This is a genomic window from Bradyrhizobium tropiciagri (assembly GCF_018130505.1).
Taxonomy (GTDB): domain Bacteria; phylum Pseudomonadota; class Alphaproteobacteria; order Rhizobiales; family Xanthobacteraceae; genus Bradyrhizobium; species Bradyrhizobium tropiciagri_B.
On record NZ_JAFCKH010000016.1, the window covers coordinates 70,748 to 93,146 of the forward strand.

At 66.7% G+C, this 22,399-nt stretch carries 22 protein-coding genes; 19 read left to right on the plus strand and 3 right to left on the minus strand.

All coding sequences use genetic code 11. The features are described 5' to 3' along the window. Nucleotide 1: 1 nt before the first annotated feature. Genes JQ633_RS32420 through JQ633_RS32460 form a run of 9 tightly spaced genes read left to right on the plus strand, consistent with a single transcriptional unit; the run spans nt 2 to nt 6,596 of the window. On the plus strand, nt 2–1,213 hold the full coding sequence (locus tag JQ633_RS32420; protein WP_211989888.1) for a type II secretion system F family protein: 1,212 nt from the start codon (nt 2–4) through the stop codon (nt 1,211–1,213). Between the two features lie 11 nt (nt 1,214–1,224). After that, nucleotides 1,225–1,677, plus strand: a complete 453-nt coding sequence (gene gspG / locus JQ633_RS32425) for a type II secretion system major pseudopilin GspG (RefSeq protein ID WP_211989889.1) — start codon at nt 1,225–1,227, stop codon at nt 1,675–1,677. Then, the gene (locus JQ633_RS32430) at nt 1,640–2,140 is read left to right on the plus strand and encodes a prepilin-type N-terminal cleavage/methylation domain-containing protein (protein ID WP_211989890.1); all 501 of its coding nucleotides are present in this window, start codon (nt 1,640–1,642) and stop codon (nt 2,138–2,140) included. Before gspG ends, JQ633_RS32430 begins: the two co-directional genes overlap by 38 nt. Then, complete coding sequence (locus JQ633_RS32435; protein ID WP_211989891.1) at nt 2,112–2,513, plus strand: prepilin-type N-terminal cleavage/methylation domain-containing protein; 402 nt, start codon at nt 2,112–2,114, stop codon at nt 2,511–2,513. Before JQ633_RS32430 ends, JQ633_RS32435 begins: the two co-directional genes overlap by 29 nt. Further along, nucleotides 2,510–3,232 carry a prepilin-type N-terminal cleavage/methylation domain-containing protein gene (locus JQ633_RS32440; RefSeq protein WP_211989892.1) on the plus strand — a complete coding sequence of 241 codons (723 nt, stop codon included), beginning with the start codon at nt 2,510–2,512 and terminating at the stop codon, nt 3,230–3,232. The genes JQ633_RS32435 and JQ633_RS32440 overlap by 4 nt, the downstream gene beginning before the upstream one ends. Beyond that, nucleotides 3,229–4,158 (plus strand): general secretion pathway protein GspK, encoded by a 930-nt coding sequence (locus JQ633_RS32445; protein ID WP_349631651.1) that lies wholly within the window; start codon nt 3,229–3,231, stop codon nt 4,156–4,158. The genes JQ633_RS32440 and JQ633_RS32445 overlap by 4 nt, the downstream gene beginning before the upstream one ends. Before the next feature lie 2 nt (nt 4,159–4,160). Further along, on the plus strand, nt 4,161–5,210 hold the full coding sequence (locus JQ633_RS32450) for a PilN domain-containing protein (RefSeq protein ID WP_249159818.1): 1,050 nt from the start codon (nt 4,161–4,163) through the stop codon (nt 5,208–5,210). Further along, on the plus strand, nt 5,207–5,770 hold the full coding sequence (gene gspM, locus JQ633_RS32455; RefSeq protein ID WP_211989895.1) for a type II secretion system protein GspM: 564 nt from the start codon (nt 5,207–5,209) through the stop codon (nt 5,768–5,770). The genes JQ633_RS32450 and gspM overlap by 4 nt, the downstream gene beginning before the upstream one ends. A gap of 55 nt (nt 5,771–5,825) precedes the next feature. Beyond that, entirely contained in the window at nt 5,826–6,596 is a 771-nt protein-coding gene (locus tag JQ633_RS32460) for a hypothetical protein (RefSeq protein ID WP_349631652.1), read from the plus strand. Between the two features lie 6 nt (nt 6,597–6,602). Here the strand turns inward: JQ633_RS32460 and rffA are convergent, their stop codons facing one another. Further along, entirely contained in the window at nt 6,603–7,745 is a 1,143-nt protein-coding gene (rffA, locus tag JQ633_RS32465; RefSeq protein ID WP_211989896.1) for a dTDP-4-amino-4,6-dideoxygalactose transaminase, read from the minus strand. Nucleotides 7,746–7,981: 236 nt separating this feature from the next. Here rffA and JQ633_RS32470 point away from each other — a divergent pair, with 236 nt between their 5' ends. Genes JQ633_RS32470 through JQ633_RS32500 form a run of 7 tightly spaced genes read left to right on the plus strand, consistent with a single transcriptional unit; the run spans nt 7,982 to nt 16,012 of the window. Beyond that, entirely contained in the window at nt 7,982–9,535 is a 1,554-nt protein-coding gene (locus tag JQ633_RS32470) for a lipopolysaccharide biosynthesis protein (RefSeq protein ID WP_211989897.1), read from the plus strand. A gap of 2 nt (nt 9,536–9,537) precedes the next feature. Continuing rightward, the gene (asnB, locus tag JQ633_RS32475; RefSeq protein WP_211989898.1) at nt 9,538–11,376 is read left to right on the plus strand and encodes an asparagine synthase (glutamine-hydrolyzing); all 1,839 of its coding nucleotides are present in this window, start codon (nt 9,538–9,540) and stop codon (nt 11,374–11,376) included. Between the two features lie 3 nt (nt 11,377–11,379). Further along, nucleotides 11,380–12,468, plus strand: coding sequence for a glycosyltransferase (locus JQ633_RS32480; protein WP_211989899.1), 1,089 nt, complete (start codon nt 11,380–11,382; stop codon nt 12,466–12,468). Nucleotides 12,469–12,476: 8 nt separating this feature from the next. Continuing rightward, nucleotides 12,477–13,331 carry a methyltransferase domain-containing protein gene (locus JQ633_RS32485; RefSeq protein ID WP_211989900.1) on the plus strand — a complete coding sequence of 285 codons (855 nt, stop codon included), beginning with the start codon at nt 12,477–12,479 and terminating at the stop codon, nt 13,329–13,331. After that, entirely contained in the window at nt 13,328–13,891 is a 564-nt protein-coding gene (locus tag JQ633_RS32490) for an acyltransferase (protein ID WP_211989901.1), read from the plus strand. Before JQ633_RS32485 ends, JQ633_RS32490 begins: the two co-directional genes overlap by 4 nt. A gap of 7 nt (nt 13,892–13,898) precedes the next feature. Further along, a complete protein-coding gene (locus JQ633_RS32495; RefSeq protein WP_211989902.1) occupies nt 13,899–14,828 on the plus strand; it encodes an NAD-dependent epimerase/dehydratase family protein in 930 nt (309 codons plus the stop codon). Next, nucleotides 14,825–16,012, plus strand: a complete 1,188-nt coding sequence (locus JQ633_RS32500) for a glycosyltransferase family 4 protein (protein WP_211989903.1) — start codon at nt 14,825–14,827, stop codon at nt 16,010–16,012. The genes JQ633_RS32495 and JQ633_RS32500 overlap by 4 nt, the downstream gene beginning before the upstream one ends. On the opposite strand, the gene JQ633_RS32505 is transcribed toward JQ633_RS32500, so the two are convergent. Next, nucleotides 16,009–17,316 carry a hypothetical protein gene (locus JQ633_RS32505; protein ID WP_349631653.1) on the minus strand — a complete coding sequence of 436 codons (1,308 nt, stop codon included), beginning with the start codon at nt 17,314–17,316 and terminating at the stop codon, nt 16,009–16,011. The two genes, JQ633_RS32500 and JQ633_RS32505, sit on opposite strands and share 4 nt — an antisense overlap. A gap of 474 nt (nt 17,317–17,790) precedes the next feature. On the opposite strand from JQ633_RS32505, the gene JQ633_RS32510 reads away from it, so the two are divergent. Genes JQ633_RS32510 through JQ633_RS32520 form a run of 3 tightly spaced genes read left to right on the plus strand, consistent with a single transcriptional unit; the run spans nt 17,791 to nt 21,400 of the window. Further along, nucleotides 17,791–18,789 (plus strand): NAD-dependent 4,6-dehydratase LegB, encoded by a 999-nt coding sequence (locus tag JQ633_RS32510; RefSeq protein WP_211989904.1) that lies wholly within the window; start codon nt 17,791–17,793, stop codon nt 18,787–18,789. A gap of 5 nt (nt 18,790–18,794) precedes the next feature. Continuing rightward, the gene (locus tag JQ633_RS32515) at nt 18,795–20,027 is read left to right on the plus strand and encodes a LegC family aminotransferase (RefSeq protein ID WP_211989905.1); all 1,233 of its coding nucleotides are present in this window, start codon (nt 18,795–18,797) and stop codon (nt 20,025–20,027) included. Beyond that, the gene (locus JQ633_RS32520; RefSeq protein ID WP_211989906.1) at nt 20,027–21,400 is read left to right on the plus strand and encodes a hypothetical protein; all 1,374 of its coding nucleotides are present in this window, start codon (nt 20,027–20,029) and stop codon (nt 21,398–21,400) included. The genes JQ633_RS32515 and JQ633_RS32520 overlap by 1 nt, the downstream gene beginning before the upstream one ends. Here the strand turns inward: JQ633_RS32520 and JQ633_RS32525 are convergent. After that, entirely contained in the window at nt 21,387–22,397 is a 1,011-nt protein-coding gene (locus JQ633_RS32525) for a polysaccharide deacetylase family protein (protein ID WP_211989907.1), read from the minus strand. The genes JQ633_RS32520 and JQ633_RS32525 overlap by 14 nt on opposite strands. Between the last annotated feature and the right edge of the window lie 2 nt (nt 22,398–22,399).

Genomic DNA, 22,399 nt, shown 5'->3' on the forward strand with positions numbered 1-22,399 from the left:
GATGCCGAACTATCGCTACCGCGCGATGAATTCCGACGGCGAGCTGGTCTCGGGCGCGATCGCCGCGCCCGCGCCGGGCGACGTCGCGGCGAGGATCGAGCGGCTTGGCCTCGTGCTCGTCGACAACGTCACGCTGGAGGAGGGCGGCCCGGCGCGGCGCGCCTTCAGCCTGTTCAACGCGCCGCGGGCCGAGGACGTCACCATCTTCACCCGCGACCTCGCGCTCCTGCTGCGCGCCGGGGCGCGGATCAACGATGCGCTCGAGCTGCTCGCCGCCGACCGCGATTTCGGGCGGCTGCGGCCGGTGGTCGCCGACGTCCGCTCGCGCGTGATGGCCGGCGAGAGTTTTGCCGACGCGCTGGTGCGGCACCAGGGCCTGTTCCCGCCGATGTATGTCGCGCTGATCCGGGTCGGCGAGGCCTCCGGCTCGCTCGATCACGTGCTGGAGGTACTGGCCGACGAGCGCACCCGCACCGAGGCGCTGAAGCGCCGGCTCGGCGATGCCGTGCGCTATCCGCTGTTCGTGCTCGGAGCAGCAAGCTGCGTGCTGCTGTTCTTCCTCACCTTCGTGCTGCCGCAGTTCGCCAGCGTGCTGCAGGATTTCGGTGCCAAGGTCGATCCGTTCATCGCCGGGTTCCTCAAGCTCTCGACCCTGCTGCGCGCCAATTCGGACGCGGTGATGGCCGGCCTTGCCGCCGTCATCGCGGCCGCCTGGCTGCTGCTACGGCAGGAGCGGGTGCGGCACGCGCTGATCTCGGCGGTGACCCGGCTGCCGGCGATCCGCGAGGTGATGAAATATTACCGGACCTCGCTGTTCTGTCGTAATCTCGGCCTGCTGCTCGGCAGCGGCGTGAACCTGACGACGACGCTGCGCATCCTGATCGACATGATGGCGTCGGTCGGATCGACCACGGTGTGGACCGACGCCACCGATCGCGTCCGCCACGGCGCGAAGCTGTCGGAGGCGCTGGGCGATACCGACGCGTTGCCGTCGATGGCGGTGCGCATGCTGCGGCTCGGCGACGAGACCGGCCAATTGCCGATGCTGGCCGGACGGGTCGCCGAATTCTACGAGGCCAAGCTGCAGCGCACGCTGGACCGCGTGGTCGGCATTGCCGGCCCGGCGGCGATCATCGTGATCAGCGTCGTGGTCGGCGGCTTGATTGTTTCTGTGATGACTGCGCTGATGTCGGTCAGCCAGATTGTTGGTTGAGGTTTGTTGCCATGAGGAAACATTTGCAGAGAAGGCCGGCGCCGCGCCGGCGCAAATCCGAGGCCGGCTTCACGCTGGTCGAGATGCTCGTCGTGATCACCATTATCGGCCTGATCATGGCGCTGGTCGGACCGCGGGTGCTGAACTATCTCGGCGAGTCGAAGTCGAAGGCGGCGAAGATCCAGATCGAGAGCTTCTCCAGCGCGCTCGACCTGTATTATCTCGACCTCGGCCGCTATCCGAGCAGCAATGAGGGTCTCGCCGCGCTGACCCGCGGCAACAATGCGCCGGGCTGGAACGGGCCGTATCTGCGCGGCGGCGTCGTGCCCAACGATCCCTGGGGCCACAGCTATATCTATCGCACGCCGGGCGAACGCACGCCCTACGACATCATCTCGCTGGGATCGGACGGCCAGGAAGGCGGCAGTGGCACGGCAGCTGACATCACCAGCGCCGCGCGCTGACGCCGTGCGGCGCGAGGCCGGCTTCGCGCTGATCGAGATCCTCTGCGTGCTCGCGATCATCGGCCTGCTCGCCGCGATCATCCTGCCGTCGCTGCCGCGTGCCACCACGCGGGCGCGGCTGGAGAGCTATGCGGTGGCGACCGCGGCCTTGTTGAAGGCCGATCGCAGCGCCGCGCTGCGGAGGAGCGTCCAGATCGCGACGCTGGTCGATGCCGAGCAGCGCGCGATCCGCTCCGGCGCCACCGGGCGCATCGTCCGCTTCCCCGGCGACGTCACCGTCGACACCACGCTGGCTTCGCGCTGCGCGGACCGGCCGGCCGGCCACTCGATCGATTTCTTTCCGTCGGGAATGTCCTGCGGTGGCACCATCGCGCTGGCGCGCCCGGGAATGGGCTACGAGATTCGCGTCAACTGGCTGACCGGAGGCGTCGATATTGTCGCGCGCAAGCAAAAGCTGCTCTGACCGCGAGCGGGGTTTTACCCTGATCGAGGCGCTGGTGGCGCTGGCGATCATCGCGGCCGTGCTCGGCGCGATCGGCGCGGTGATCGGCACCACCGTGCAAGGGACCCGCGCGATCGACCAGAAGCTGGCGCTGAGCGGCGCCGCCGAGACCGTGCTCGCCGGACTGCCGCCGCGCGGCGCGTTGAAGCCCGGACGGCAGACCGGCACGCTTGCCGGTCATCGCTGGCGCATCGACGTCGCGCCGATCAATGCCGCCGCGGATGCGCCGCCGAGCCGGTTCGTGCCGCTCGCCGTCAACATGCGGATGCAGGGACCGGGCGGGGCGCAGATCCAGGTCACGACCGTGCGCCTCGTGCCGAAGGCCCCCGAATGAGCGCGCGACGATCATCTCAACGCTCTCGCCGTGCTGCCTGGCGCGATGAAGCCGGCTTCACGCTGCTCGAGGTGCTGCTGGCAACGCTGCTGATGACGGTGATCCTCGCCGCGCTCGCCACCGTGACCGCGCAATGGCTGCCGAACTGGAACCGGGGCATGGCCCGCGTTCAGCGCGCCGAGAAGCTCGCGATCGGGCTGGAGCGCGCGCTCGCCGACCTGTCGGTCGCCGAGATGGTGCCGATCAGCGGCGACGGCAAGCGGCCGCTGTTCGAGGGCAGCGAACTCGCCGTCACCTTCGTGCGCACCGCGGTCGGACCCAACACCCGTCCCGGCCTCGAGATCATCCGCCTGATCGAGAAGGCCGACGCCGACGGGCTGGCGCTTGTGCGCGAGCGCGCGCCGTTCGTGCCGATGCCGGCCGACGCCCAGATCCGCTTCGTCGACCAGGTGGTGCTGGTCCGCGCGCCGTTCCGTGTCAGCTTCGCCTATGCCGGGCCGGATCAGGTCTGGCAGCCGACCTGGCGCGACCAGGTGCAACTGCCGAACATGGTGCGCGTCTCGGTGCGCGACGCCGTCAGCGGGCAGGTGCTGGCGGTGTCGAGCGCCGCGATCGTGCATGTCAACGCGCCGGCGGAATGCGCGCGCGCCAAGAACGCGCTGGCGTGCCTGGCGACACGTGCCAATCCGGCGGCCGGCAAGAAGGAGGAGCAGCTGTGACGGCGGCGCCTCGCGAGACGGCCAGGGCCGAGGCATCGCAGCGCGGCTTCATCGTTATCGCGGTGCTGTGGATCCTCGCCGCTCTCACAGGCCTCGTGCTGATCTACCTGACCTATGTCACCAACACCGCGATCGTGATCGCCGGCAGCACCGACCGGATCCAGGCCGAGGCGATGGTCACCGCCGGCCTCGAGCTCACCGCGTTGCAGCTCTCGGGCTACAGCGAGGCCGCGCGTCCGAGCAGCGGAACGTTCAATGCGCGGGTGGGGCCGGGCCGGGTGTTCGTGACCTTCCGCTCCGAGGCGGCCCGGGTCGATCTCAATGTCGCTTCGAAGGGGCTGCTGGCGGGCCTGATGGCCGGGCTCGGCGTCGGCGCGGACAATGCCGCCGCCTATGCCGACCGCATCCTCGCCTGGCGGGCGCCGACCGAGCTCGGCGACAGCGATCCCGAGACCGTGTTCTACAAGACCTCGGGCGCTCCCTACGCGCCGCGCCACGCGCCGTTTCCCGCGCCCGAGGAGCTGTGGCTGGTCCGCGGTATCCCGCCGGCGGTGATCGAGCGCATGCTGCCCTTCGTCACGGTGTTCAGCAATGTCGCCGAGGTCAACGTCCGCGATGCCGCGCCGCAGGTGCTGGCGGCGCTGCCGAACATGACGCCAGAGGCGCTGCAGGCGGTGCTGTCGCAGCGTGGCGACCCTGCGCTCGATCCGCGCAGCCTGGTCGGCATGACCGGCGGCGAGGGTGCGACGATCGCCGCCGCGCGGGCCTATCGCGTCAGCGTCGATGCCGAACTCGGTGACGGACGCCGGCGCAGCAGCGAGGTGGTGATCCTGCTTCTCGAAAGCGGCGACGAGCCCTATCGTGTATTGTCGTGGCGCAACAATTCCGACGGCAGCACGGCGCCGCAAAGGGCTTCAAGGCGATGACCATGGTCTCAAACCTCCGCGCGATCCTGAGCGCCTGGACCGGCAGCGTCGCGCAGGCGATCATCGCCGGCGCCGGCCGCCTGGTCTCGCCGCGCGTGGTCCGCCTGGTCGAGGCCGACGACGGCGGCTTTGCGGTGGAGGCGACGGGCAAGGCCGACAAGTCGCGCATCGCCTATGCCGACGGCGCGTTGTCGGCGCCCGACCTCGCATCCCTGTTCCGCGGCAAGCGCGTCGAGATCGTGCTGCAGCCGAAGCGCTTCCTGTTCCGGCCGCTGGAACTGCCGGCGCGGGCGGCGGATTTCCTCGAGGGCATCGTGCGCGCGCAGATCGATCGCCTGACGCCGTGGAGCGCGACCGAGGCCGTGTTCGGCTGCACCGCGCCGGTCGCCGCCGGCAGCGACGCCATCACCACGATGATCGCCGCGACCACGCGCAAGGCCGCGACCGGCTACGCGCAGGCGGTCGCCGCTTTCCACCCGTCGGAGGTCGCGATCCTGACCGACGTCGAGGGCGATGCGGGCCGCATCAAGGTGTTCGAGCAGAGCGCGCGCGGCCATCTCGATGCGGCGAAGCTCGGCCGGGGGCTTCAGTTGATGCTTGGCATCGCCGCCGTGGTCGCGGTGCTGTCGGCCGGAGCGTCGGCCTATGTCGCCAGCAGCCTCGGCGGCCAGGAAGAGGAGGTGGCGCGGCAGATCTCGGCGCGCCGCGCCGCGATCCGCGCCGGTGCCGATGGTAGCGACCGTTCGCCGGTCGCGGCGCTGGAGCGGCGCAAATACGAGACGCCGGCGAGCGTGATCGTGCTGGAGACGCTGAGCCGGGTGCTGCCCGATCACACCTATGTCTCCGAGCTGCGCCTCGCCGGCAACAAGCTGCAGATCTCCGGCATCACCAGCGATGCGCCGTCGCTGATCCCGCTGATCGAGCAGTCGCAGCACTTCACCCGCGCCACCTTCTATGCGCCGACCACGCGCGCACCGTCCGATCCCGGCGAGCGCTTCCACATCGAGGCGCGGGTCGAGCCGAAGAACAGCCTTGGCGGAGTCGCGCCATGAGCGCCGCGGCCAACATCGTAACGCGCACGCTGGCGCAGTCGCCGCTGATCGCGGTGGTGCTCTATCTCGCAGTGCTCGGCGGGCTCGTGACCACGAGCGCGCTCGCGATCGGCGACATCCTCGACCATCAGCGCACGCTGGCGCAGAGCTCCGATCTGCTCGAGCAGCTGCGCGGGCGCAAGCCGCGCGGCGCCGCGGCGTTGTCAGCGGAGCACCCGGGCACGCCGTTCCTCGAGGGACCGACGGTGACGGTCGCCGGCGCCGCGCTGCTGCAGCGGGTCGCGAGCGCGATCGGCAATGTCGGCGGCACCGTGCAGTCCTCGCAGGTCGACGTGCTCGGCACCCAGGCGAAGGACGGCTTCGTCGGGCTCGTCGTCAGCTGCGAGATGGAGCAGGCCTCGCTGCAGAAGCTGCTCTACGATCTCGAGGTCGGCATGCCCTATCTGTTCGTCGACCAGCTCGACGTGCAGGTGCCGCAGCTGACCGCGACCAGCGACACCGGAACCGGCCGCATCCGCGTCGTGCTCGGTGTCTCTGGTCAATGGCAGGGCGGGAAGTAACCCAGAGTGGGAACGGTGCGTCCGGTTGAAGGAATGCGCCGCGGCGGATAGGCTGGTGGCCGAGCGGTTGCGATGTCGCCGCACGGCAGGTGTCTGGATCAGAATGGTCAAGTGGCCCAAATTCGCGCGTCTTCTTCTGGTGTCGGGCGCCATGCTGTCGATTGGCGTGTCCGCACAGCTCAGGGCCGCGACGTCGTCGCTGGATGTGTTTTCGGCCGACCGCGCCGGCGACGGCGCTGATTCGGTCGATGTCGGCGGCCTGAAGCCGCTGGCGCCTCCGCCAAATCGGGAACCAGCAAGGGCGCTGCCGAGCGGCAATCCGCTGTGGTCGGTGCCGCTGTCGACGCTGACCGCGACCGGGGCGCGGCCGTTGTTCTCGGCCTCGCGGCGGCCACCGCAGCGTGCGGTGGTCGGGTTGCCCGCCGAGCCCGCGGCCGCCCCGCCGCCAGGTCCGGTGGAACCAGAGCGTCCCGAACTGGCGCTGATCGGCGCGGTGGTCGGCGACGGCGATGCCATCGCGGTGTTTCTCGACAGAACGACGCAGAAGGCGATTCGGCTGCGTCAGGGCGACACGCACGAAGGCTGGCAGCTCAGCGCCGTGCAAGGCCGCGAAGTCACCTTCAAGAAGGCCGGCCGCAGCGAAGTTCTGGCGCTGCAGCGTCCGGAGACGGCAGCCGCGCCGTCCGCCGGCGGTCTGTCGCCGTCGGCTGTCGGTCTTCCCCTGACGCCACCAATGCCGCCGCAGCCGGTGGCCGGCGCGGTCGGCTCCTACGCGCCGTTCGTCCCGCGCTCGACGCCGAAGAACGGCGAATCGGACGGGCTCTGAACGCGCTCACGCCGCGAGGATGCTGCCGAGCGCGTCGCATACGCGCTGCTGCTGGCTTTCGGTCAGGCCGACCCACATCGGCAGCCTGATCAACCGTTCCGACAGCTGTGTCGTCAGCGACAGTTCGCCATCGGCGCGGCCGAACCGCAGGCCCGCGGGCGAGGAGTGCAGCGGCACGTAGTGGAACACCGAGCCGATGCCGTTGTCCTTCAGTTTCCGAAGTACTGCCTGGCGGTCGATGCCGGGCGCCAGCAGCACGTAGTAGAGATGGCCGTTGTGCCGGCAGTCCGCGGGCACGATCGGACGGCGCAGCAGGCCGCGCTGCTCCAGCGCCGCGAGCCCGGCGTGATAGCGGTGCCACAGCGTGAGCCGCTCGCGCGTGATCTGCTCGACCGCTTCGAGCTGCGCCCACAGGAATGCCGCGGTGATCTCGCCCGGCAGATAGGACGAGCCGACATCCTGCCAGGTGTATTTGTCGACCTCGCCGCGATAGAAGCGGGCACGATCGGTGCCCTTCTCGCGGAGGATCTCAGCGCGCTGCACCAGCGCGGCGTCGTTGACCAGCAGCGCGCCGCCTTCGCCCGAGATCACGTTCTTGGTCTCGTGGAAGCTGAAGCTGCCGAGATCGCCGATCGCGCCCAGCGCGCGGTCCTTGTAGAAGGCGGCGACGCCCTGCGCCGCATCCTCGACGACGGCGAGCCCGTGCCGCCTTGCGACCGCCATGATGCTGTCCATCTCGCAACCGACGCCGGCATAATGCACCGGCGCGATCGCACGGGTGCGCGGCGTGATGGCTTGCTCGATCAGGCGTTCGTCGAGGTTGAGCGTATCCTCGCGGATGTCGACGAAGACGGGAACGCCGCCGCGCAGCACGAACGCATTCGCGGTCGAGACGAAGGTGAAGGACGGCATGATGATCTCGTCGCCGGGCTCGATGTCGAGCAGCAGCGCCGTCATATCGAGCGCGGAGGAGCAGGAATGGGTGAGCAGCGCCCTGGCGCAGCCGGTCTGCTGCTCGATCCAGCGATGGCAGCGCGTCGTGAAGGTGCCGTCGCCCGACAGATGCAGCAAGCGCTGCGCCTCGGCCATGTGGTCGAGCTCGTTCCCGGTCATAAAGGGCCGGTTGAACGGAATGGGATCGTTGGCCACGGTGCTGCTTTCGGGCCTTCTTTCAGGCCTTGGGATGGCGGCGGAATTGCCTGCGGTCGACGCCAGATAGGCGGTTTCGGGGCGCAGAATCAACGCCCAATTGGCGTCGACGGGAGCGGGTGCGGCCAACTCTCGACAATCACCGCGCCGGCTGCTAGCCCGTCCCCGGGCTGAAGGATTTTGCCTTTATTGAAGAGGCACTTGAAGCGCGTCGAAACGGTGGCCTGAAAGCTGGCATGGCGTTGAAAAAGGGACCGTCCGATCTGCTCGGTAACTCGGCATGGAATGCGATTGCCTTTGCGGTCGCGGTGCTGCTCAACCTCGCGATTCTGCCGTTCGTGATCTACCGGCTCGGACTTGCCGCCTTCGGCGTCGCGGGCCTCGTGACCGCCTGCGTGGCGCCGGCGCTGATGTTCAGCAATGCGCTTGGCCTGTCGACGGCGCGCGAACTCGCCCAGCGCCTCGCGCCATCCGATCAGGGCGAGGCGCGGCGCTTCTTCGCGACCGCGCTTGCGCTGGCCATGATCGTCGGCGGTCTGATCGCGCTCACGCTGTGCCTCGCTGGAGCGCCGCTTGCGCGGCTCGGATTTCATCTCGGCGGCGCGGCGGCCGATGATCTCAACCTCGCCTTCGCGCTGGCCGGCGCCGGCTGGCTGATGCAATGCCTGTTCGCGGTGTTCCTGTCGTTGTTCACGGCGCGCCAGGATTATCGCCGGATCGCATCGATCAGCATCACGGGCACGCTGGTGACCACGCTGTCGATGCTGCTGCTGATCCCGCTCGCGCCGCGGGCCTCGACCTTTCTCGGCTGCCAGGCGCTCGGCTTTACCACCAACTTCCTGATGGCGTTCGGCTGGTCGCGGCGGACGATCGGCGAGTGGCTGTCGCGGCCCGCGCTCGACCGCGGCGCGCTGCATGCGCTGGTCAAGCTGGGCGGCTGGCAGTTCGCGGCGCAGAGCGGCGCGCTGCTCGCCGGCCAGGCGGACCGCTATCTGCTCGGCGCGCTGCTGCAGCCGCAATTCGTCGGCTTCTACAGCGTCGCGCAGCGGCTGGAGGAGGCGGTCTATATCGGCGTGCTCAAGGTCGGCGAAATCCTGTTCCCGTTCTTCAGCACGCTGCAGAAGGAGGACGACGACCGCAAGGCCGACCTGCTGCTGCGCTCGTCCTGGATCCTCAACGTGCTCGCCGCGAGCGCGCTGGGCGGGTTGATCCCCGTCGCCGGAGCGCTGCTGTATCGCTGGACCGGCGCCGAGGTGGCGGCCGAAGCCGAACTGGTGCTGGTCGTGCTGGCGATCAGCGGCATCCTGGGCTCCAACGCCAACGTATTTGCGTTCTACCTGCTGTCGCAGGGGCAATCGCGCTACAACGCGCTGATCTCGTTGCTCACGGGCATCTTCACGCTGGTGACCAGCGCCTTCGCGTTGCCCTATTTCGGTTGGCAGGCGGCCGGCTGGAGTACCTGTATCGGCATGATCGCGCAGATGATCACCACGGTGGTCCTGCTGCGGCGGACCTTCAGGCTTTCGGGCCTGTGGTCGCGTCTGCTGCATTTCGTCCTGATCCCGCTCGCGGTCGGGATCACGGTCGCGCTGGCGCTGCGTTTTGAGTTCGGCCACGCGGCATTCGACCACACGCCGTCATGGTGGTATGTGATCTCGCTCTACGTGGCGTCGGCGGCGGCGGTCTTCGTTGTCGCGGTCGTCGCCTCGCAGCTTGGCCCCCATCGCGCCGTCTGCTGGCGCGATCTCAGCGCCATCGTTACTCGCTTCTTGCCGTTGAGGGCCGTCTAGACATGTGCGGGATCGCAGGCATCGTCAATCTCCGCGGCAATCCCGTGGAGCCGGCCGAGATCGAACGGCTGCGCGGCCTGATAGCGCATCGCGGACCGTTCGGCGAAGGCAGCTGGTTCAATGGCCGCCGCAATCTCGCCTTCGGCCACCGCCGGCTCGCGGTGATCGATCCGACCGAGGGCGGCCGTCAGCCGATGACGTCCGGCGATGGCCGCCACGTCATCGTTTACAATGGCGAGATCTACAATTTCCTCGAACTGCGCCGCGAGCTCGAGACGAAGGGCGCGACCTTCCGCAGCCAGTCCGATACCGAGGTGATCCTGGCCGCCTGGCAGGCCTGGGGCGAGGACATGCTGCCGCGCTTCAACGGCGAGTGGGCGCTGGCGATCTACGACACCACCACGGACGAATTGTTCCTTGCGCGCGACCACTTCGGCATCAAGCCGCTGCACTATGCGCTGTCGTCCGAGCGTTTCGTGTTCGCTTCCGAGCAGCGGGCGCTGGCGCGCAGCGGGCTGATCGATGCGACGATCGACGTCGACGTGGTGCGCCGCCTTTTGCTCGATCCGTTCGGGATCGAAGGCAGCGAGCGGAGCCTGTTCCAACAGGTGCGCCGTTTGCAGGGCGGGCACTGCATGTGGTTGCGCAATGGACGCGTCGCGTTGCGCCGCTGGTGGCGGACCGTGGACCGGTTGCCTGACGTGCCGCGAGATGAAGCGGACCGCGTGACGCGCTTCCGCGAGCTGTTCCACGATGCCGTAGCGCTGCGTATGCGCAGCGACGTTCCGATCGGAACCTGCCTGTCCGGCGGCTTCGATTCATCGGCCGTGATCTGTGCGATGTCTTCGCACGAGAAGGCGGGGATGGGCCCGCGCGACTCGACCGCCTGGCGCCACGCCTTTGTCGCGACCTTTCCCGGCGCCAGCAACGACGAGCGGCCGATGGCCGAGGAGGCCGCCGCTTGGGCCGAGGTCAAGCCGACCTTCCTCGAGATCGGACGAAGCGACGCGCTGACCGACATCGACCGCATCCTCGACGACAATGACGACGTCTACATCTCGCTGCCGAGCGCGGCCTGGTTGATCTATCGCGAGCTCCGCCGCCAGAACGTCACGGTGTCGCTCGATGGCCACGGCGCCGACGAGTTGATGGGCGCTTACATGCAGGAGGGCCAATCCGCTGCCTTCCGGATCCGCAACGCGGCAGCCGCGCTCACCTCGCGCCTGCCGTTGGCACAGCGCGGCGTCGACCTGCTGCGGGCGCAGATGATCCGGCGCCAGGGCCACTATTTCCTGCGCGGAGGCCTTGGCGCGATGCCGGCGCCGCTGCCGCTGGTCGCCGAGGACGATGAGCTGCCGCGCCACTGGGGCGCCTTGAACCGGCGGCTCTACCGCATGTTCCACTCGACCACGCTGCCGACCATCCTGCGCAATTTCGACCGGCTCTCGATGGCGCACGGCATCGAGGTGCGCATGCCGTTCATGGACTGGCGGCTGGTGACCTACACCATGGCACTGCCGGAGACGAGCAAGCTTGCCGACGGCCGCACCAAGGTGGTGGCGCGGCAGGCGATGGAAAATCTGATGCCGGAAAGCATCCGCACCGCGCGCCGCAAGGTCGGCTTCAACTCGCCGATGCCGGAATGGCTGAACGGGCCGCTGGCCGGCTGGACCTCCGAGCTGCTCGCCCGCAAGGTTCCCGCCTTTGCCGATCTGGTCGATGAAACATCGCTGCGCGAAGCTGTCGCCCGCTTGACGGCGCGGCAAGGCTGGGATTGGGAGAGCGTCGGCCGGGTCTGGCCGTATTTGAACATGAAATGGATGTTGGCAAGGTACGCGTAAGCGATGCGTCTATTCCAGAATAGCGGCCTGTATCCGTCCTATCTGCCGCGCCTGAACCAACTCGCCGCGAACGCGACGCGTTTCGAGGCGCGGCGCGACGTGTTCCTGCACGACCGCTTCGGCGCGCCGCATTTCCTCAAGCCCGTGCTCGACGGCTCGCCCGACGCCTTCTTCACCAACGGCGATGACGAGGTGCTGCAGCGGCAATGGGCGAAGGCGCAGGGCATGCCGGGGACGCCGGCGCTCGAGGTGATCCTGCTGGCGCAGATCGAGCATCACAAGACCGAGGTGTTCTACAACATCGATCCGGTGCGCTATCCGAGCACGTTCGTCGCCAAACTGCCGGCCAGCGTGAAGACGACGCTGTGCTGGCGCGCGGCGCCCTCGGGCAATGCCGACCTGTCGGCCTATGGCGCCGTGCTCGGAAACTTCCCCTCGATCCTCGAGTCCTGGCGCAGCAAGGGCTGCCGCGCCGAACTGTTCTTTCCCTCTGTCGACCCCGTGATGGAGGAATACGGCAACGGCGAGCGGCCGATCGACGTGGCATTCGTCGGCGGCTATTCGCGGCATCACAGCGCGCGCGGCAGGACGCTCGAGCAGGTGGCGGGGCTTGCCGGCAGCCATCGCATGGTGTTCTGCCTCGACGCCTCGCGGCTGACGCGGCTTGCGGAAAGCGCGATCGGCCGCTTGCTGCCGCTGGGCAAGCACCGGCGGCCCGACGCCATTGCGGCGATCGCAAGACCGCCGGTGTTCGGCCGCGATCTCTATCAGCTGTTCGGATCGGCGAAGATCGTGCTCAACGGCGCCATCGACATGGCCGGCAACGATCGCGGCAACATGCGCTGCTTCGAGGCGATGGGGTGCGGCGCGCTGCTGGTCTCGGACGCCGGAAACTATCCCGAGGGGATGCAGGGCGGCGAGACGATCGCGATCTACAATTCGGGCAATGATTGCCCGATAAAGATCGAGGCCTGCCTGCGCGACTGGGACGAATTGCAAGCGACAGCCGAGAAAGGCCGCCGCGCGGTCAGAGATTTATATAGCAAAGAGCGGCAGTGGGCTCTATTTGGAAAACTGCTGGAGCGCCTCTAGGAGCGGACATGCACGTTGATGGTCTGGCTTTCAGGATCAAGGAGATTGCCGACGCGGCAGCGTCCCCGCTCTATCTGCTGGGCGGGCGCCGCCCTTGGTCGTTCGGCTACTATACGCGCAAGAAGGCGAGCATCGAGAGCGCGATCGACGCAGCCGCCGTTCAGCCCGGCCGGCAGCTCCCTGACGGGTTCGGCGTCGCGATCGACGAACGGGTCGTCGAATATCCCTGGCTGTTCGACCGGCTGCGTCGCGACGGCGTCAAGCTCGGCCGGATGCTCGATGCGGGCTCGACGCTGAACCACGACTACATTCTCAACCGCGATCCGCTGCGCAAGGCGGACCTGACCATCATGACGCTGGCGCCGGAAAAGCGCTGCTACTGGCACGATGGCTATTCCTACGTGTTTGGTGATTTCCGAAAGACGAGGTTCGAGGACGGGGCCTTCGACACCATCATCAGTATCTCGACGCTGGAGCATGTCGGGCTCGACAACACGATGCTCTACACCAACGATCCCGCGAAGTCGGAAACCAACAAGCATGGTTTCGTCGATGCCGTCAGCGAATTCCGGCGTATCATCGCTCCAGGCGGCCGTTGCCTGATCACGGTGCCTTACGGGCGCTACGAGAACTTCAACTGGTTCCAGCTGTTCGATCGCGAGATGATCCAGGCGCTGATCGATGCCTTCGGACCGTCGTCCTTCGACCTCGAGTTCTTTGCCTATCAGAAGACGGGCTGGCGGCGTGCCTCGCAGGCCGAAGTCGCCGACGCGACGGCGTTCGATCCGCACAGCGGCCGCGGTCAAACTGACGATCGAGCGGGCTGCGCGCGCGCCATTGCCTGCATCGAGATGATCAGATGAACCTCGACTACTGGCTGCAGCGGGCCGTAGGGCGCGCGACCTGCCGGCTCGGACCGCAGGCGAAGCTGATGCCGACGGCGCGGATCCGCAATATCCGCGGCGACAGCGGCTGCATCGTGGTCGGCGAGAGCAGCATCATCCGCGGCGAACTGCTGACATTTGCGCATGGCGGGCGGATCGAAATCGGCTCCTGGTGCTATGTCGGCGAGCATACGCGAATCTGGTCGGCGGCGTCCGTGCAGATCGGAAACAGGGTGCTGATCTCGCACGGCGTCAATATCTTCGACAACCTGACCCATCCGGTCGATCCGGTGGCCCGCCACGAGCAGATCAGGGAGATGTTCACCCGCGGCCATCCGCGAAAGATCGACCTTGACGAGCGTCCGGTCGCGATCGGTGACGATGCCTGGATCGGAGCCGGCGCGTTCGTGATGCGGGGTCTGACAATCGGCGCCCGCGCCATCATCGCCGCCGGCGCCGTCGTCACCAAGGACATTGCGGAGGATACGGTGGTCGCCGGCAACCCCGCGCGCGTGATACGTTCCATACTCGAGGCATGAAGAGCGCATGACGATCTGGATCACCGGCGCGAACGGGTTCATCGGCCGCCATCTCGTGCGCGAGCTGGCTGCTGCGGGCCATGCCGTGCATGGTGTCGGCCACGGCGCGCTCGACGCCACGGAGATCCGCCGGCTCGGGCTGCGGAGCTGGATCAATGGCGAGATCGATGCGGCCAACCTGAATGCACTGGCGGCAGCGCACGGCGCGCCGGCACGGGTGTTCCATCTGGCCGGCGGATCATCGGTCGGTGTTTCGATCGAGCGTCCGTTCGAGGATTTCTCCCGCACCGTGGCGAGCACCGCGCGGCTGCTGGAATGGCTGCGCGGCTCCGCGCCGGACTGCGCGCTGATCGCGGCGTCGAGCGCGGCGGTCTACGGGGCCGATCATGTCGGCCCGATCCCGGAGAGCGCCGCACCGGCGCCGATGTCGCCCTACGGCGAGCACAAGCTGATGATGGAGCAGATGTGCCGGAGCTATGCGCGAAGCTTCGGCATTCGCTGCACCATCGTGAGGCTGTTCTCGGTCTACGGACCCGAATTGCGCAAGCAGCTGCTCTGGGACATCTGCTCGCGGCTGAAGGGCGAGCCGCAGCGGCTCGATCTCGGCGGAACCGGCCGCGAGATCCGTGACTGGACCGACGTGCGCGATGTTGCGCGCCTGCTGGCCGTGCTCGCGGAGCGATCGCCGCAGGATGGCTTCAGCGTCATCAATGGCGGTTCGGGCCGCGGGACCAGCGTCGCCGATATCGCCGACGGCCTCGTCAGGCAGTGGGGCAACGCGACGGCCGTGCATTATTCCGGAATCGGCCGGCCCGGCGATCCCGTCAGCCTGCTGGCCGATGATGCGAGCCTGCGCCACACCGGGTTTGCGTGGACGATTGCGCTCGACCGCGGGCTTGCGGACTATGTGGCCTGGTTCAGGCAGCAGGCCTCATGACGGTATCGCCTCCGATGCGCATTGCGTTCAACTTCATTTCGCGCCGGCTGTGGGCCGGCGGGTACAATTATCAGGCCAACCTGTTCGCGGCGCTGGCTCGTTTTCGCCCGGGCGAATTCACCCCGGTGATGTTTGCCGGCAACCAGAGCGATGAGAGCGAGGTAGCCGGCATCGCTGCGATCCAGGGCGTCGAGGTCGTGCGGTCGGCGGCCTTCGATGGACAGCGGGAATTGCCCGCAGCCATCGGGCTCGGCCTGGCGCCCGGCGCAGCCGCGGCGTTTGCGGCCGCGCGGATCGATGCGGTGGTCGAATCGGCGCGCTTCTACGGCTGGCGGCTGCCGATTCCGGCGGTGGCCTGGATACCCGATCTGCAACACCGGTCGTTGCCGCATCTGTTCTCGCGGGCCGGGCGCTGGCGGCGCGAGCTGGGTTTTCGGATGCAGATCGGCTCCGGCCGGACCATCATGCTCAGCAGCGAAAGCGCGCTGCGCGATTTCAAGGCGTATTATCCGCGCGCAAGGAACCGGATCTGCGTGGTTCGCTTCGCAACGCGGCCGCCATCCGCGCTGCTCGACACCAATCCCGCCGAAGTGCTCGCGACCTACAATCTGCCGGCCAACTATTTCTATCTGCCGAACCAGTTCTATCCCCACAAGAACCATCGGCTTGTGGTCGACGCCCTGACGATCCTGAAGGACCGCGGGGCCGACGTGGTCGTCTGCGCGTCCGGCAGCAAGGAAGACCCGCGCGAGCCCGGCTTCTACGATCTGGTCAATGCGGAGATCCAGCGTCGCGGCCTCGCTGCGCAGTTCCGCCACGTCGGCATCATTCCGTTGGCTCATGTCTACGCGCTGCTGCGGGCCTCGACGGGATTGCTCAACCCGTCGCGTTTCGAGGGCTGGAGCACGACGGTGGAGGAGGCGAAGTCGTTCGGCGTTCCGATGATCCTGTCCGATATCGACGTGCACCGCGAGCAGACCGCCGGCACCGCGCGCTATTTCGGCGTCGATGATCCGGTCGCGCTGGCGGATCACCTGATGGAGGTTTCACGGCAAGCCGGGGCGCCCGTGGTTCGCAACATCGTCCCGCACCAGGACGACAGCGTCAGCGCTTTCGCGGCCAGCTTTGCAGCGACCGTGCGACAGACCGTTCAACGCGACGACGGCGGGAAGGCGGCGGACTAGCCTCGCTCCGCGGCACGTTCGGCGGACAACGGCGTGATGTACCAGAGCAGGAACAGCAGCAGCGCGCCGTGAGTCACCAGTACGGTCGTGAAGGGAACGTTGACGATCAGCTGAACCAGCACGGCTCCGGAGATCAGGACGAAGCGCGGCGGAAGATTCGCCGAGGCTCGGTTGCCCAGCGCGACGACCAATCCGCACACGAAGGCCGGAACCGGTGCGAACAACGGTCCGACCGATGCAACCCCTTCGGTCGCGAACAGCGACGCGTTGAAATACCCGCCGATGCCGAACGCTTTGTAGATGACTGCCGAGAGCGGCTCGTCATAGGCGCACGACACCAGCCGCTTCAACACTCCGATCTGGCAGTAGTGGGTCAGATCATGCTTGAAGAAGAAGTCGTTGTAATAGTCCATCGCGAGCGACGGGATCGCGACCATTCGGAAATTGACCAGCCCGAAATAGGGGATTGCCACCGAATAGGGCACCAGCTCGAACTTGAAGAGCGTGAACATCAACAGTCCGATCACAAGCGGCACCAGCAGCGAGACGATGACGGCAATCCTGAGTTCGAAAATCCTTGAAAGGATCGCCATCACCGCGAGCCAGGCCGAGGCGAGCAGGGTGATCTTGCTGACGGTGACCGGGTAGAACGCCAGCAGGATGAACAGCGCCGCCGCGGCGCGCCATACTTTCTTCAGCTCGATGCAGCAGGCAAAGGCGAACGGCAGCAAGGCGCCGATCGCGATCCCCATCAGATAGTTGACGGCGGTGGGCGTGCTGAGCATCAGGCGGTACTCGTAGATCTGATCGATCGAAACCAGACGGAAGCCGTAGGTTGCGCCGATCGACACCACCACGGCGCCGAACACGAGAATGGCGTCGATCAGCCGGTCCAGCGCCTTTGGCGAAAGGGTCCAGTGCCGCGGCAGCGGCGATCGAATGAACAGCGCGGGCAGCAGAAAAGCGATGCCCGATGCGAGCGCGGACAATCCGCTGAGCGCGTGATTATAGATGAATTCCGAGAACTGATTGAGCCACAGATAGCCGGCAATCATCGTGAAGAGATAGAATCCGACGAAGTAGCCGAAGCTGAACTCGGCATACACGAATGCGATCGCAACGACCGAGAACACGGCGACGACTGCGACCGCAGCAAGCAGGCCGCTTTGCCGGAAGAAGATGTGATAATCGGAATAGAGATGCGCGACGCAGGCCAGCGAGAGGCAGGTCACCACGATATGAGCGAGAACCAGCAGCGGCAGCCTGTAGCGTTCCGGCGTCAGGCCGCGACCGATCCCGTTCACCTGTTTTCTCTCCAGCAAGGCTTGGCAGCAACAGGCCGTGCGATACCTTATTCAAAACGCGCAGACAACGGCTGTTGCGATGAGGCCCTGCGGCGCCATACGCGGCGCGACGCCGCGTTTCCCGCGCTCCGGACCGCGTCTTCCGCGAAATGCGATGCAACCGCTGCTGGACGTGTCTGTCGCCGCGCCCCCTTCGTCCGCGGGATTCGGAAGGGCCAGGGAATGTGCGCTTCCGCAATGCTTTTTCGGGTACGCGCGCCTCATTCGCGTGCGGTTCCAGTCGGATGCAAGTCCGCTGAATAAATTGTAGTTATTTCAATATCTTGTGAGCGAAATGCACGCTTGTGCGATTGACGCCGTGGGGCTCCGGCGGACGCTTCATTGGCGTTCCGGCACTTTCCATCTGGCCTCGCGGCACCGGAGTGGCTAGAAGGCGGCGGTAATGCCGGGCGCGGCGTTCAAGGAGATTTGGGGTTGCAAAAGGTATTGCTGACGGGCGCTGGTGGATTCATCGGCTCCCATCTTGCTGAAGAACTGGTTCGCCGACAGTTCGATGTGCGCGCTTTCGTGCACTACAACAGCATGGGCTCGTATGGCTGGCTGGATACGCTGCCGGGCGACGTGCTCGGCAAGATCGACGTGTTCGCCGGCAACGTCTGTGATCCAAATGGGCTACGGACCGCGATGAAGGGCTGCGATGCCGTGCTGCATCTCGCCGCCCTCATTGCGATCCCCTATTCGTACCATTCGCCGGATACCTATCTCGATACGAACATCCGCGGCACGCTGAACGTGCTGCAGGCCGCGCGCGATCTCGATGTCGGCCACGTGGTGCATACCTCGACCAGCGAGGTCTACGGCACCGCGCAGTTCGTTCCGATCACCGAGGAGCATCCGCTGCAGGGGCAGTCGCCTTATTCGGCGACCAAGATCGGGGCGGACCAGATCGCGCTGTCGTTCGAGAAGTCGTTCGGCACGCCGGTGACCGTGGTGCGGCCGTTCAACACCTACGGTCCGCGGCAGTCCACCCGCGCGGTGATTCCAACCATCATCACCCAGGTTGCCGCCGGGGCGCGCCGCATCAAGCTCGGCAGCATCCACCCGACCCGCGACTTCAACTATGTCGCCGACACCGTCGGCGGCTTCGTCGCGGCGCTGGAGAAGCGGGCCGGCATCGGCGAGGTCGTCAACATCGGCAGCGGCTTCGAGATTTCGATCGGCGACACCGCGCGCCTGATCGCCGAGCTGATGGGAGCTGAGATCGAGATCGAGCAGGACGACGTCCGCATCCGTCCCGACCGCAGCGAGGTGGAACGGTTGTGGGCCGATAACGCCAAGGCCGCCAAGCTGCTCGGCTGGTCGCCGCGCTTCGGCGGCGTCGACGGATTGCGCAAGGGCCTCGAGCAGACCATCGCATGGTTCACCAAGCAGGAGAACCTGTCCCGCTATCGCGCCAACACATACACGCTGTGAGTTCGATGAGCCCCTTGTCCGCACCGGCCGGCGACCTCGGTCCGACCGTACTCGACCCGCAACCCCTGCTCGACGCGGTCGATGCCGTGCTCGGCGCGCATCGGCGTCCGGTCGAGCTGCACGAACCGAGGTTCGGCGCGCGCGAGCGCGAGTTCGTGCTGGATTGCATCGATACCAACTGGGTCTCCTCCGCCGGTCAGTACGTCACCCGGTTCGAGCAGATGGCCGCGGAAGCGACCGGCGCCCGCCATGCGGTGGCGATCGTCAACGGCACCGCCGCGCTGCATGCCGCGCTCGTGCTCGAAGGCGTGCAGCCGAACGACGAGGTGCTGCTGCCGGCAATCACCTTCGTCGCCACCGCGAATGCGGTGAGCCACGCCGGCGCGGTTCCGCATTTCGTCGATTCGACCTGGGATACGCTCGGGATCGATCCCGTCGCGCTCGAGAAGCACCTTGCCGCGATCGCCGTGCAGCGCGATGGCGGATGGGTGAACCGGGAGACCGGCCGCCGGCTGCGCGCGGTGGTTCCGGTCCACATCTTCGGGCATCCGGTCGACATGGCCGCGCTCGGCGCGGTCGCCGCGAAATACGGCCTCGTCGTGGTCGAGGACGCGACCGAATCGCTCGGCTCGACCTGGAACGGGAAGGGATGCGGCACCTTCGGTCATTCCGCGGTGCTCAGCTTCAACGGCAACAAGATCGTCACCACCGGCGGCGGCGGCATGATCCTGACCGACGACGACGAGCACGCCCGCCACGCGCGGCACTTCACCTCGACCGCGAAGAAGTCGCACGCCTGGGCGTTCGACCATGACGAGGTGGCCTATAATTACCGCCTGCCCAACATCAATGCAGCGCTTGGCTGCGCGCAGATGGAACGGCTGCCGGGGATGGTCGCCGCCAAGCGGCGGCTCGCCGAGCGCTATCTGCAGGCGTTCAGCGCGTTCCCCTGGGCGCGCATCTATCGCGAGCCGGCCGGGGCGCAGAGCAATTACTGGCTGAACCTCCTGGTGCTCGACGCCGAGCATGCCGGTGAGCGCGACCGTCTGCTGGCGGCGCTGCACGGTCATGGCATCCGCGCCCGGCCGCTGTGGACGCCGATGCACAAGCTTCCGATGTATCGCGACTGCCCGCGTTCGCCGCTCGGCGTCGCCGAGGACATGTCGGCACGCTGCATCAACCTGCCGAGCAGCCCATTCCTCGCCGACGGCGCCGCAGACGACGCGAACCAGACCTGATGCCGCGGATCGTCTTCTTCACGATCCACCGTACGACGGCATGGTGGAAGTTCCTGGCGTCGCGGATGGATTTTGCCGATGTCACGGTGATGAGCGATTTGCGCAACGAGGGTGACTACTCGCTCGTCGATGACTTCTATCGTTTCATGCGGAGCGGCAACGCGGCCAAGGTCGCGCTCGAACGCTTCGGCGAAGCCGGCTGCGCGGACATCATCCTGCGCTGCCGAACGCTCCGCAGCCTGAAGCGCGACCTTGCCCTGAAGTTGATTGGCGGGATGACACAGGCGATCGAACTCGCCTTCGACCGCCTCGATCCGCGGCTGGTGCTGACCTTCACGATGGACCGCTACGTGATGGACGTGATGGATCGTGTCGCGCGCGCGCGCGGCGTCGATTTCCTGGAGATGACGGCTTCCATCATTCCGGATCAGATATTCCTCCACCGCCGCGGCCGCCTCGTCGAGCTCAAGGAGCCTTCCGCGGAAGAGCTGAGCGCGGCCACCGACGCGCTGTGCTCGGGAGATTTCGCCCCGGTCTATGTCAAGAGCGCCAGGGACTTTTCGAAGAAGAAGTTCTGGAAGGTGTTCGGGTATTTTGCGCTGCGCGGCGCGTTCTTCAATCTGTGGCGCTTCGTCAAGCGCGATCCGTACAACATTCATTTCATCGATGCGCAGAAGCGTCACAAGCACAAGGTCAGGCCCGGCGACGCCGTCGTGCTGGATCTGCTTCGCCAGGATTGGCGGGAGCGACTGGACGCGGTGCCGAAGGAGCGCCGGGTGTTCTGCGGCCTCCAGCTGTTCCCGGAAGCGTCGCTGGACTACTGGCTGAATTCCTACGACATGCTGCGGCACGACGATGTGATCGTGCGCTACTGCGAGGTCCTGGGAAAAGCGGGCTACCACACCTTCATCAAGGATCACCCGCTGCAGTTCGGTTTCCGCCAGCGGGAGCTGTTCGAGCGGTTGTCGAAGCTGCCCTATGTGACGTGCGTTCCGTACGACGTGCCCGCGAATTTCCTGCTCTCGCAATGCCAGGTGTCGATCACCTTCACCGGCACCATCGGTTTCCAGGCGGCGCTGGCCGGGCTTTGCTCGATCGTGACCGAGCCATACTACTCGACCGACGAGCATTTCCTCCAGGTGCGCGAGTTCAGCGAGATCGACGGTATCGTCGATCGCGTGGCGCAGTGGCGGCGTCCGGACGACCTTGCGGCGGCGCAACGCCAGATCGTGAGGAAGCTGGCGGGTGCAGGCGCCGCCGGAAACTATTTCACCTGGATGGATTTCGATCCCGACGACGAGTTGGCCTGGGAGAGCACCAACTCGCTGGTCAGGGCGTTCAACCGCTATCTGCCCCAGTTCATGAAGCCTTGACGGCGGCGTCGGCACCGGCCGCCAGCGTCCACTCGTTGATGGGCGCGGCCGCGTCCTTCGGCAGGTGATTGGTGTCGAGGCGCGGCAGGCGGAAGCGGGCAGCCGCGCTTGTCTCCGACAGCGCGACTTCGGTGGTGAGTGCGAGCTTGAAGCCCCGCGACGCGATCGCGTTGACGGTGTCGGCATTGTAGCTGCCGTAGGGATAGCACATGCTGCGATAGCCGGGAGCGGCGCCGACGGCATCGAGCAGCCCCAGCGACGCCTCGATGTCGGCTTCCTGCTCCTCGCGGGGGAGATGCCCCAGCCACTGATGCAGGCTGCCGTGCGAACCGATGTGCATGCCGCAGCTGCGCATCAGGCGCAATTGCTCCACCGTGGCGTAGAGTTCGCCGGCGAAGGTTGCCTCGTCGGCAGCGACGTGACGGCGGAACAGCTGCTCGATCAATTCGCCACGCAGCACCGAAGGCAGCGCATGCTGCAGCATCAGCTTGATGTAGTCGACGTTGGCCGGATCGAGAAAATTCCCGACCATGTATTTCTCGCGATAATGCGCCAGCGGCTCCAGGCCGAATTCCGCGGCGCGCTCGCGGCACGCCGTCTCGATCGTGGCGACGAGATCGTCGGGATCGACGTTGGAAGCGAGGATGAAATGGATCTTGTTGACGTCGAGCACCCTGCGGTCGATCGCCGAGCATGACGGCGGAAAGAACGAACCCTGGATCTTGCGCTCCATGAGCTTGGGAAGCACGTAGGTGTAATGGTCGAGGTAGCCGTCGTCGAAGGTCAGCAGCGCCGGGCGGGGCGGGAGCTCGTCGGCGCCGTCGATGGCATCGATGAGCTGCTCCATCGTGACGAACGAATAATGCCGGGAGAGATAGCCGAGCTGCTCCTCGAAAAGATCGAGATCGAGGCCCTTGATCCGGGGGAAACGCGTACGCTTCAGCGGCCGCACATAGTGGTACATGACGATCGTCAGATTGCCGGCCGGCTTGTCCATCT